16 protein-coding genes are annotated in these 10,806 nt (G+C 63.0%); 9 read left to right on the forward strand and 7 right to left on the reverse strand.

Annotated features, from left to right (window positions below):
- Positions 1–7 precede the first annotated feature (7 nt).
- The 4 genes from FJ951_RS23020 (at position 8) to FJ951_RS23035 (ending at position 2,905) form a co-directional block, all read left to right on the forward strand.
- Entirely contained in the window at positions 8–667 is a 660-nt protein-coding gene (locus tag FJ951_RS23020) for an amino acid ABC transporter permease (protein WP_140500507.1), read from the forward strand.
- Entirely contained in the window at positions 664–1,338 is a 675-nt protein-coding gene (locus FJ951_RS23025) for an amino acid ABC transporter permease (RefSeq protein WP_140500508.1), read from the forward strand. Before FJ951_RS23020 ends, FJ951_RS23025 begins: the two co-directional genes overlap by 4 nt.
- A 31-nt stretch (positions 1,339–1,369) precedes the next feature.
- Entirely contained in the window at positions 1,370–2,323 is a 954-nt protein-coding gene (locus tag FJ951_RS23030; protein WP_140517601.1) for an agmatinase, read from the forward strand.
- A 180-nt stretch (positions 2,324–2,503) separates the two neighbouring features.
- Entirely contained in the window at positions 2,504–2,905 is a 402-nt protein-coding gene (locus FJ951_RS23035) for a hypothetical protein (RefSeq protein WP_140500511.1), read from the forward strand.
- A 2-nt stretch (positions 2,906–2,907) separates the two neighbouring features.
- Here the strand turns inward: FJ951_RS23035 and FJ951_RS23040 are convergent, their stop codons facing one another.
- The 3 genes from FJ951_RS23040 to FJ951_RS23050 form a co-directional block, all read right to left on the reverse strand.
- Complete coding sequence (locus tag FJ951_RS23040; protein ID WP_140500513.1) at positions 2,908–3,339, reverse strand: heme-binding protein; 432 nt, start codon at positions 3,337–3,339, stop codon at positions 2,908–2,910.
- Positions 3,340–3,528: 189 nt separating this feature from the next.
- On the reverse strand, positions 3,529–3,762 hold the full coding sequence (locus FJ951_RS23045) for a hypothetical protein (RefSeq protein WP_140517602.1): 234 nt from the start codon (positions 3,760–3,762) through the stop codon (positions 3,529–3,531).
- A gap of 76 nt (positions 3,763–3,838) precedes the next feature.
- Positions 3,839–4,360, reverse strand: a complete 522-nt coding sequence (locus FJ951_RS23050) for a helix-turn-helix domain-containing protein (RefSeq protein ID WP_140517603.1) — start codon at positions 4,358–4,360, stop codon at positions 3,839–3,841.
- An 89-nt stretch (positions 4,361–4,449) separates the two neighbouring features.
- Here FJ951_RS23050 and FJ951_RS23055 point away from each other — a divergent pair, with 89 nt between their 5' ends.
- Complete coding sequence (locus tag FJ951_RS23055) at positions 4,450–5,334, forward strand: alpha/beta hydrolase (RefSeq protein ID WP_140517604.1); 885 nt, start codon at positions 4,450–4,452, stop codon at positions 5,332–5,334.
- Between the two features lie 50 nt (positions 5,335–5,384).
- Complete coding sequence (locus tag FJ951_RS23060) at positions 5,385–6,041, forward strand: glutathione S-transferase family protein (protein WP_140517605.1); 657 nt, start codon at positions 5,385–5,387, stop codon at positions 6,039–6,041.
- Positions 6,042–6,076: 35 nt separating this feature from the next.
- On the opposite strand, the gene FJ951_RS23065 is transcribed toward FJ951_RS23060, so the two are convergent.
- The 3 genes from FJ951_RS23065 to FJ951_RS23075 all read right to left on the reverse strand — a co-directional run bounded on the left by FJ951_RS23065 (position 6,077) and on the right by FJ951_RS23075 (position 7,898).
- Positions 6,077–6,340: a metalloregulator ArsR/SmtB family transcription factor gene (locus tag FJ951_RS23065; protein WP_140500522.1), complete on the reverse strand. Its 264-nt coding sequence runs from the start codon at positions 6,338–6,340 to the stop codon at positions 6,077–6,079.
- Positions 6,341–6,371: 31 nt separating this feature from the next.
- Positions 6,372–7,619 (reverse strand): MFS transporter, encoded by a 1,248-nt coding sequence (locus FJ951_RS23070; RefSeq protein ID WP_140500523.1) that lies wholly within the window; start codon positions 7,617–7,619, stop codon positions 6,372–6,374.
- Positions 7,620–7,703: 84 nt separating this feature from the next.
- Positions 7,704–7,898: a DUF1192 domain-containing protein gene (locus tag FJ951_RS23075; RefSeq protein ID WP_140500525.1), complete on the reverse strand. Its 195-nt coding sequence runs from the start codon at positions 7,896–7,898 to the stop codon at positions 7,704–7,706.
- Between the two features lie 121 nt (positions 7,899–8,019).
- Between FJ951_RS23075 and FJ951_RS23080 the strand changes: the two genes are divergently transcribed.
- The 3 genes from FJ951_RS23080 to FJ951_RS23090 all read left to right on the forward strand — a co-directional run bounded on the left by FJ951_RS23080 (position 8,020) and on the right by FJ951_RS23090 (position 10,384).
- Positions 8,020–9,030 carry an NAD(P)H-quinone oxidoreductase gene (locus FJ951_RS23080; RefSeq protein ID WP_140500527.1) on the forward strand — a complete coding sequence of 337 codons (1,011 nt, stop codon included), beginning with the start codon at positions 8,020–8,022 and terminating at the stop codon, positions 9,028–9,030.
- A gap of 195 nt (positions 9,031–9,225) precedes the next feature.
- Positions 9,226–9,366, forward strand: a complete 141-nt coding sequence (locus tag FJ951_RS23085; RefSeq protein ID WP_140500528.1) for a DUF1127 domain-containing protein — start codon at positions 9,226–9,228, stop codon at positions 9,364–9,366.
- A 325-nt stretch (positions 9,367–9,691) separates the two neighbouring features.
- Entirely contained in the window at positions 9,692–10,384 is a 693-nt protein-coding gene (locus FJ951_RS23090) for a DUF1013 domain-containing protein (protein WP_140517606.1), read from the forward strand.
- A gap of 62 nt (positions 10,385–10,446) precedes the next feature.
- Here FJ951_RS23090 and FJ951_RS23095 read toward each other — a convergent pair.
- Positions 10,447–10,806 (reverse strand): WYL domain-containing protein (locus FJ951_RS23095; RefSeq protein ID WP_140517607.1); only part of this gene is annotated, 360 nt, incomplete at its 5' end.

Below are 10,806 nucleotides of genomic sequence, written 5' to 3' on the forward strand. Positions count from 1 at the left end.
CTGAAAAATGTTCCATTTTTCAAAGACGCTGACCTTCCTGCCGGAATTCCTGGCCGGCGCCGGCATCACGCTGAGCGTCTCGGCGCTGGGGTTTCTGGTGGGCACATTGATCGGCTTCGGCCTGCTCGCATGTGGCAGGTCGCGCTGGCGCGTGATCCGCTGGATCGGCGCGGTCTACACCAGCTTCATCCGAGGCACGCCGCTGATCGTGCAGATCTTCATGGTCTACTACGTGCTGCCGGGCCTCGTCGGTATCGACCTGCCGCCGCTCCTGGCCGGCGTGCTGGCGCTCAGCTTCAACAGCGCGGCCTTCGTCGCCGAAATCCTGCGCGCCGGGCTGACGCGCATTCCCGCCGGCCAGTACGAGGCGGCCAAGGCGCTCGGGCTGAAGCCTGCCGTGACCTGGTTCAAGGTCATCCTGCCGCAGCTCTTCCGCGCCATTATCCCACCGATGGTCAACGAGTTCACCATGCTGGTGAAGGCATCCTCGATCCTGTCGGTGATCGCGGTGGTGGAACTGACCCGCACCGCGCAGAACATCATGAACGTCACCTACCGGCCGGTCGAGGCCTTCTGCATCGCGGCGGTGCTGTATTTCGTCGTGCTGCTATCATGCAGCCTGCTGACTAGGCATCTGGAACTCAAGGCGCGAGGCGCACGCGCATGAGCTTCGATTTTTCCGTCATAGCGGACAACTGGCAGATCCTCGCCAAGGGCTTCGGCAACACGGCGCTGATGTGCGCTGTCGCACTGCCGTTCGGCTTCGCGCTCGGTACCGTGCTGGCGCTGATCCGGCTGCGCGGCGGACGGGTGCCGACGGCGATCGTCTCGGCCTATGTCGAAATATTCCGCAATATCCCGTTCCTGATCCAGATCTTCCTTTTGTTCTACGCCTTGCCGATGTTCGGTGTCAGGCTCTCGCCCGTGGTCGTGTCGATCGGCGCGCTGTCGGCCTACGCCAGCGCCTATTCCGCCGAGATCATCAGGGGCGCGATCCAGTCGATTTCGTACGGCCAGGTCGAGGCCGGCTACGCGCTGGGACTGCGCTACCTGACCATCTTCCGCAAGATCCTGGTGCCGCAGGTGCTCGGCTACATCCTGCCCGCGGCCACCAATCTCACCATCACGCTGATCAAGGAATCGGCGATCCTGTCGGCGATCACCGTACCGGAACTCACCTACATGGCCCAGAACATCATTGGCCGCACCTTCTCGCCGGTGGAGATCTTCACCGCCATCGCATTGCTGTACTGGGGGCTGACGGCCTTCGTGGCAGCGATCTCGCGCAGCCTGGAGCATAGGCTGCAGCCCCATCTCGCAGCCCGCCGTGGCGCCTGATCCAAAAAAGCTTCAACGCAGAGGAGACCCCATGTCCAAACTCACCACCGCGCCGCGCGACGTCTTCCAGACATTCATGAACTTTCCGCTGGTCGATGACCTCGACACACTGAAGGCCGATGTCGCCATCATCGGCATGCCCTATGGCGATCCCTACACGATCGACGAGCTGATCAACGACCAGACCAATGCGCCGACCGCGGTGCGGCGCGCCTCGCAGCGGATCAGCCAGGCGCTCGACCGCTATGATTTCGACATCGGTGGGCCAGTCTTCGACGGCAAGGACATCAAGGTGGTAGACGTCGGCGACGTTCCCGGCGCGGCGGCCGATCATGTCGGGCACTATGGCAGAGCCGAAGCGGCGATCCGCAAGATCCGCGCCGCGGGCGCACTGCCGATCACAATCGGCGGCGACCACGGCATTCCGATCCCGATCTTCCGGGCGCTCGATGGCGAGGGTCCGATCACGCTGGTTCAGCTCGACGCACATCTCGACTGGCGTGACAACGTCAACGGGGTCAAGGAGGGCTATTCCAGCACCATCCGGCGGGCCTCGGAAATGGCGCATATCAAGGATATTTTTCAGGTCGGCGTTCGCGGCCAAGGCAGCGCGCGCACCGAGGAGGTCGAGGCCGCCCGCGCCTATGGCGCCAACATCATTACCACCAATGAATGGCAGGACATCGGCACCGCCGCGCTCCTGAAGCGAATTCCCGACGGCGGTCGCTACTATCTCACCATCGATGCCGACGGCCTCGATCCGGCGGTGATGCCGGCGGTCGAGGGGCCACAGCCGGGCGGCGTCAGCTACCGGCAGACGATTGAGCTCATCAAGGGGCTGGTCGGCAAAGGAAGGCTGGTCGGCATGGATATCGTCGAGATCGCGCCGGCGCGCGACGTCAACGAGATCACCTCGATGACGGCCGGCCATATCATCCTCAACGTCATCGGCGCGGCCGTGCGCGCCGGCTACTTCAAGCGCTGATCGCGAGCGGCGTGCGCGTTCACGCATCCCGCGGCTCGATTTCAAAGATGTCGGCCGGACAACCGGCTGACATCGTTGTTGCATTCGGTCTTCTAGCGTGTTTGGGGCGTGCTGCGAAAATTCTTGACGGCGTGCCGGTGGCGCACTCTACAAAGGGGTGCCCCCAAATGGAGACGCCAGATGTTCGGTGCCGTCCCGCTGCTGATCGTGCCCTTTGTCCTCTACAATCTCGGGCTGCTCGGAATATTCGGCAGCGGTGACGATCCCTGGGCAAGCGAGGTCTTTTCCGTCGGCATGATGTCCGGCGGGGTGTTCTCGATGACGCTCGGCGACCTTATGGTGCTGATCGGGCTCATCTTCCTCTTCGTCGAGATCGTGAAATCGGCGCGCACTACGAACGCCTCGATCATGGACCATCTGTTGTCGACGCTGGTCTTCGTGGCCTTCCTGGTCGAGTTCCTACTGGTCAAGGGCGCCGCCCATTCGGTCTTCTTCACGCTGATGATCATCGCGCTGTTCGACGTGCTCGCCGGCTTCTCGGTGTCGATGCGGTCGGCGAGCAGGGATATCAACCTGAATTAGCCTCAGCCCGGATCGGCGGTGAAGCCGGCGGCCTCGATGCCGGCGATGGCGGCGGCTTCGTCATTGTCCGAGCTGTCGCCGGAAATGCCGACGGCGCCTATGATGCTGCCTGCCTTGTCGCGGATCAGCACGCCGCCCACGACCGGCAACACGCGTCCGCCCGAGACGTCGGAGATGCCGGTCATGAGATGCGGGCGCTCCTTGGCGAAGGCCTCGACGCGGCGCGAGCCCATGCCGATGGCGAGCGCGCCATAGGCCTTGCCGGCGGACATTTGCGGGCGCAGGAACGAGGCGCCGTCCTGGCGCTGGAAGGCGACGAGATGGCCGCCGGCGTCGAGCACCGAGACGCCGAGCGGCCTGAGCTTGAGCTCCGCGCCCTTGGCGAAGGCGGCGTCGATGATCTCGAGGGCTTTGTCGAGCGGCAGTGCGGTCATGGCGATCTCCTGTTTGAAACGGATATCATCGGCAGCCAGCCGGACGAGGCAATCCAGGTTCCGGTTGAAATTGCTTCGTGGAAAGCGGGGTGAACGCGCCGATCCGGATCGCGCCTATGCCGCGATCCACCAAATGCGATCAATGGCCACCGGCTCAGGGCCGGCAACGAAGCAACCGGGAGCGGCGTGCTACTTCTTCTTGGCGCGGGCGGGCTTCTTGGCGGGCACTGCCGGCGCGTTGGCAAGGTCTTCGGCTTCCTTGGCCAGCCGCAGCGCCCGCAGCTTGTCGGTCTTGACCTTGCGGGCATCGCTCTCGGCGACATACTCGGCCATCGCCTTCTGTCGGACCGTGGCCGCTTCCTCGTGCTTCTTGAAGCGCAGATCGGCGCGCGCGCGGGCAGTATCCCTAGAGTTCTCAACCAAGAGTCTGTTCCAATCTCGTGACGTGATTTTCGGCCTCTTGTAGCAGAGCCGGCCATTCAACGGGGAAAATAGTTGGTCACGCGGTCGGGTTGGCGCCGAGAGCCTTGCTGGCGAGCACGGCCTCATAGGCGGCCTGCAGGGTCGCGCGTACAGAGGGGCCGGACGCTGCATCGAGGGGCGTGCCGAGATGCTCGTGGCGCAACTCATCCATGAATTTCTCCCATAGCGGCGGCCCGCCCTTTTCCAGAAGCTCGGCCCGGATCGACAATTCCTCGCTGACCGGCAGCCAGACGCGGCCCCAGGCGCCGAGATGGGCCAGGATCGGCACCAGGGTGATCGCCATTTCGGTCAGGCTGTAGATCGCCTTCTGCTTGTGCGAAGGATCGTCGGCCTTGGTCAGCATGCCCAGATCCATCAGCCGCTTCAGCCGGTCGGCCAGTATGTTGGAAGCAATGCCTTCCATCGACCCGTTGAGCAACTCGCGAAAATGGCGCCTGCCGCCAAAAATCATGTCGCGAAGGATGATCAGGCTCCAGCGGTCGCCGAACACTTCCAGCGAAAGATTGATCGGGCAACCCGAGCGGCGATCGATGTTCATTCGACTTCTCCAAAACCGGTTGCATTATTGTATCGGTTTTATTATGGTGCAACCGATTGCAAAATGCAAGCAGATGAGGAGGCGACGCGATGACGAAGACTGGACGCCCCACTATCATATCCGAAGCCTTTGGCGACCCCGCCGACCCCGCTCTGCTGCTGATCATGGGAGCGATGGCCTCAATGCTGTGGTGGCCGGAGGCGTTTTGCCGGAAACTCGCCGCCGCGGGACTGTTCGTAATCCGCTATGATAATCGAGATACCGGCCGCTCGACCAAATATCCGCCGGGAGAGCCGCCCTACACGTTCGACGACATGGCCGACGATGCGATCGGCGTTCTCGACAGCCACGGCCTCGACAAGGCGCATATCGCCGGCATGTCGATGGGCGGCATGATCACGCAGCTCGTGGTGCTCAAGCATCCGTCCCGCGTCGCGTCGCTGACCGTGATCAGCAGCTCGCCGATGGGAGTGGACACCTCGAACCTGCCGCAGACCAGCGATGCCTATATCAAACATTCGGCTGAAGGCGCGCACATTGACTGGTCGGATCGCCGCCAGGTCATGGACTTCATGATCAAAGATGCCAAGGCGATCGCCAGCACAGCGCATCCCTTCGACGAGGGCCGCATGAGAGCCTTCATCGAGCGGGACTATGATCGCTCCGGCGGCCTGCTCAGCGCGACCAATCATTTCCTGCTCAAGGGCGATAGTGATCGATGGAGGGGCCGACTGCACGAGATGAACGCGCCGCTGCTGGTAATCCATGGTACGGCCGATCCCATCTTTCCGGTCGAGCATGGCGAAGCGCTGGCCGGGGCGGTCGCCGGCGCGAAACTCCTCCGGGTTGAAGGCGGTGGCCACGAACTGCATCCGGACGATTGGGATGTGATCGTCACCGGCATCGTTGCTCATATCCGGGCCGATTGGCACTCAAAGCGCGGTCCTGACGCCACAAGTTTGGGCAATAGTTAAGTAAACATTTCGGTACTAGACGACGTGAACCCCGAGACAGGTGAGCAAAAATGTCCCTGACGCTTCACTATCATCCGCTGGCCTCGTTTTGCTGGAAGCCGCTGATCGCGCTCTACGAGAACGGCACGCCGTTCGCGTCCGTCATCGTCGATCTCGGCGACGAGCAGTCGCGAGCGGCCTTCCTGAAGATAGCGCCCTGGGGCAAGATGCCCGCTTTGCGTGACGATGCGCGCGACCGCACCGTGCTGGAGTCGACCCTCGTCATCGAGTATCTGGCCGCGCACTATCCCGGACCGGTCGACCTCGTCCCCGCCGATATCGACCTCGCAATCGCGGTTCGCCAGGCCGATCGCTTTTACGATCTCTATGTGCAGGAACCGATGCAGAAGATCGTCGGGGACCGGCTGCGCCCGGAACGTAGGACCGATCCGTTCGGCGTCGAACAGGCGCGCGACCAGTTGCGCAATTCCTATGCGATCATCGAGCAGGAGATGGCGTCGAGGAACTGGGCTGTGGGCGACGCCTTCACCATGGCCGATTGCGCGGCCTCGCCGGCCCTGTTCTACGCCAACAAGGTCGAGCCATTCGGCGACAGATATCCTGCCGTGAGTCGCTACCATGACCGGCTGTTGCAGCGGCCGGCCTTCGCCCAGGTGATTGAGGAGGCGCAGCCCTATTTCAAGCTCTTCCCCTATAATGATGGCTGATCGTGGTGCGTGACCGGTCGTTTGAACAGGAACGATCAAGTCTCCCAAAATTGGTCGAGCCAGATGTTGAGTTTCAGGAAGCCGGCATTGCTCACCGTATAGACGCGCCGCGTGCCTTCGGCCTTGGCGTGGACAAGGCCGGCATCGAGCAACACCTTCAGATGCTGCGATACGGCCGGACGTGAGACCGGCAGCCCGGCTGCCAGTTGATTGACGGTTTTGGGACCGCGTCGAAGTTCTTCCAGGAGATGGCGCCGGTTGGGATCGGCGATCGCCATGAAGGCGTCGGAAAGCATCATGCCTCATTTGTGGGGCAAAGTTCTTCGAATCTCAACCGTTTGCTTCTGCTTTTCTTCGTGGGTCAAGCCGCAATGCTTCCGGCGTCACCGAACGGTCGGCGGGCTGCGTCTTGAAGGCGTCGCGGTCCTCGATCGGCACCGGCGCGCGGCGGCTGATGCGCAGCAGCGTGTAGCCTGCCAGGGAAAGATGCGCGAAGGCGGTCGCCAGAAACAGGCCCTCCGGACGCATCCAGCCCATCAGGGCGGCCGCCAGCAAGGGTCCGATCATGGTGCCGAAGCCATAGAGCAGCAGCAGGCCGCCCGAAACCTTGACGAAGTCCTCGGCACTGGCGTGGTCGTTGGCATGCGCCACGGCGATCGAATAGAGCGTATAGGCGAAAGCACCGTAGGCGGCGGTGAAGACGATGACGAAGACGCCGGAGCGCGGCTCGAACAGGAAGATCAAGAGCGCGAACAGCGCAGCGCCGAAAGCGGCACCCGCCAGCACGAAGCGCCGGTCGGTCTTGTCGGAGAAACGCCCGGCCGGAAGCTGCATGGCGGCACCCGCCACCACCACCAGGCTCATCATCAAGGCGATCTCAGCGGTGGAGATGCCGATGCGGGCGCCATAGACGGCGCCAAGCGTGCCCCATGCGCCGTTGGCGATGCCGATGAGGACGCAAGCGATGGCCGAGACCGGCGAGTTGGCGTAGAGCCCCTTGACGTCGAGCTTGACGTCCTGGAGCGGCTTGGGGTGCGAGGCGGTCGAAACCGCGGTCGGGATCAGCGAAAGGCAGAACAGGATGCCGGTGATCATGAAGAGTGAGGCCGATTTCACGTCGCCGCCGGCGACGATCATCTGCCCGCCCATGATCGAGGCATAGGTAACCATCATATAGAGGCCGAAGACGGTGCCGCGATTCTCGTTGGTGGCCTTTTCGTTCAGCCAGCTTTCGATGACCATGAAGGCGCCGGCCATGGTGAAGCCGGTGAAGGCGCGCAACAGGATCCAGACATATTCGTCGATGACCAATCCGGTGAGCAGCGCAACGATGGCGCCGGACGCGGCGAAGGCGCCGAAGGCGCGCACGTGGCCGGCACGGCGCACAATACGTGGTGCAAAGAAGCAGCCGGTGACGAAGCCGCCGGCCCAGGCTGTGCCCATCAGGCCAAGCGATGCGGTGGAGAAGCCTTCCACCTGGCCGCGCAGCGGCAACAGCAAGCCGTGCAATCCCGACGCTGCCAAAAGGAAGGCGGTGCCCCGAAGCAGCGAAAGGATCGGTCTGTAGGCTGCGAGCATTTTTTGATCCGGCTGAAATCGAGGAGAGACGCAGAGTCTGAAGACAGTCGCATTCGGGCTTTTCGGAGGCGGGTCTTTTCGGCCTTATCCGCGGCGGAACAGCGCCTCGGCCGCGGATTTGGTGCTGTCCTTCGACTTGAGTTCAGCCTCCAACCGGGCGATCTCGTCACGCAGGATGCCGATCCGTTCCGACAACTCGCCGACGGAGAGCAGCGACAGGTCCTGCCCGATCTCGTGCGGACGCGCCTTCTTCTTGGGTTCGTCGTCGAAGATCGCCATTTGTGCTCCTCCTCCGCCATACCGATTGGCCATTTGCCTGATTTGCCAATGAGCATACATAGGGCAGGGGCGTCGATGCAAACAGCCGGCAAGAATGCGGCGAGGAAAGACGGGAGATTTCATGGCGAGCGGATCTAAAATTCCGGCAAGGATGACGGCCATCGCGATCTCCGAGCCGGGTGGGCCCAGGGTGCTGAAACCGGAGACGCGCGATGTGCCTGTGCCCGGTCCCGGCGAGATATTGATCAAGGTGCGCGCCGCCGGCGTCAACAGGCCCGACGTGCAGCAGCGGAAGGGCGCCTATCCGCCGCCGCCCGGTGCGTCGGACCTGCCGGGCCTGGAGGCGTCGGGCGAAGTGGCCGCGCTCGGCGACGAAATCTCTCGCTGGCGCCTTGGCGAGCGCGTCTGCGCGCTCACCCCCGGCGGCGGCTATGCCGAATATGTCAAGGTTCATGCCGGCAGCGTGCTGCCGCTGCCGGCCGGTTTCACCCACACGGAAGCGGCGGCCGTGCCGGAAAACTATTTCACCGTCTGGCACAATGTGTTCGAGCGCGGCGGCTTGAAGAAAGGCGAAACGCTGCTGGTTCATGGCGGCTCTTCGGGTATCGGCACAACGGCGATCCAGCTTGCATCGGCCTTCGGTGCCCATGTCATCACTACGGCCGGCAACAAGGAGAAATGCGATGCCTGCCTGAAGCTCGGAGCCGACCGGGCGATCAACTACCGCGAGGAGGATTTCGTCGCAGCGGTCAAGGAAGCGACGGGCGGCAAGGGTGCCGACGTCATCCTCGACATGGTCGGCGGCGACTATGTGGCGCGCAACTACGAGGCCGCGGCGGTCGAGGGCCGGATCGTCCAGATCGCCCTGCAAGGCGGCGCGGTGGCGAGCGCCGATTTCTCGAAAATCATGGTCAAGCGGCTTGTTCATACCGGTTCGACACTGAGGCCGCGCACCGTCGAGTTCAAGGCGGCGCTGGCAGCCGCGCTCGAAGCGCAGGTGTGGCCGTTGCTCGGCACGCGCCGGATCGCGCCCGTCATGGACATGATCTTCCCGCTTGCCGATGCCTGGCGGGCGCATGAGCGTATGGAGGAAGGCGATCATATCGGCAAGATCGTGCTCGACGTCGGCTGACGGGAACATTGCCGATGCCCGGCTGGCCGAGGCGGGCTCATACCCGCGACCCGGCTCCTGCCTGCAAGCTGAACAAAAGCTTAATGGTGCAATGCAGCATTTGCATCATTGCTATGCAAAATCAGCCATTCAAGTGCCGCTCGATGATGACTATTTGAGCATCATCGAAACGAACACCCCATTTGGAGGACTGACATGAACCCGATCCGCGCTTTCCGTAACTGGCGTATGTACAACGAGACCGTGCGCGAACTGAACCGCCTCAACGCGCGCCAGCTCAGCGATCTCGGCATCAACCGCGCCGACATCGAAAAGATCGCCCGCCAGGCGATCTGACTTCAAGAACCGCCCCGCCGCAAGGCGGGGTCGCAAAGCAGAGCCGCCGCAGACGCTTGCTCGTCGCCGGTTCCGAACCCGCCGGACCTGTCCGGCGGGTTTTGTCTTTCTGGACCCCAAACATATTCGCGGCACCATTTTCATGCCGCCCGTGATTGATCTGCCCCGGTGTGGTTGCCAGATCGACGGGCGTTCCCAAAAACGCCTTCCCAAAAACATTGCGGAACCGCCGGAGAGCGGTTATATAACCTGCGAATTTCCCATTTTGGTGGCTCTAAACCACCGCCCGCGCGGGAACGCGGGCGAACGAGAAGGATTTTTAAAAATGGCCAATACGCTGCTGATGCCAAAGGCGACCGCTGTCTGGCTGGTCGACAACACCGCGCTTTCCTTCGAGCAGATAGCACAGTTCTGCGGGCTGCATCCGCTCGAGGTCAAGGCGATCGCCGACGGCGAATCGGCGCAAGGCATCAAGGGCATGGATCCGATCATGACCGGCCAGTTGACCCGCGACGAGATCGCGCGTGCCGAGAAGGATCCGAACCAGCGGTTGAAGCTTTCGGACCCCAAGGTGCGGGTGCCGGAATCCAAGCGCAAGGGGCCGCGCTACACCCCGCTGTCGAAGCGTCAGGACCGACCGAACGCCATTCTCTGGTTGGTGCGCAACCATCCCGAATTGAAGGACGCGCAGATCTCGCGCCTCGTCGGCACCACCAAGTCCACGATCGAGCAGATCCGCGAGCGCAAGCACTGGAACTCTGCCAACCTGCAGCCGATGGACCCGGTGACGCTCGGTCTCGCCTCGCAGATCGATCTTGACATGGAAGTCAACCGCGCATCGCGCGGCCGCGAGCAGGCACAGCCGGTCGGCGACACATTGCTGCCGGCGGCGCTGACCGAGCGCCTGGTTCCGGCTCCCGAAAAGCCGAAGGACGAGGATGCCGAACTCGACGCCAACGCCGTGTTCGCCAAGCTCTCGGCTCTGAAGTCGAAGGACAGGGATAACGACGAGGAGTAGAATTCTCGCGAACTCGACCGAAAAGCCCGCTTCGAGCGGGCTTTTTTACGGGTTGGGAGACCTCAGCTTCGCGCCGCACGGTCCGGCGCCATGCCGTAATCCTCGCTGCGTTCCACCGCCCGGTAAAAATCGGCGAGCTGCTTGCCGCGCTCCGGCTTGAAGACGCGGCCTGCGATGACCACCGAGGCGATGCGATCGATGCGGAAGGCGCGGAAATCGTCGCGCATCTCGCACCAGGCGACCAGCGTCCACACCTTGCCCCAGAACCAAAGGCCCAAGGGCCTGATGTCGCGGGCGGTGCCGCGGCCGGCTTCGTCCGAATAGTCGATGGTCAGCACCTGGCGCTTCTCGATGGCGCGCTCGATCAGGTCGATCGCCTCGCGCGCGGCATCGCTCACCACCCACATCGGCGTGTGGATCTC

Source organism: Mesorhizobium sp. B2-2-3, from assembly GCF_006442405.1.
GTDB lineage: Bacteria > Pseudomonadota > Alphaproteobacteria > Rhizobiales > Rhizobiaceae > Mesorhizobium.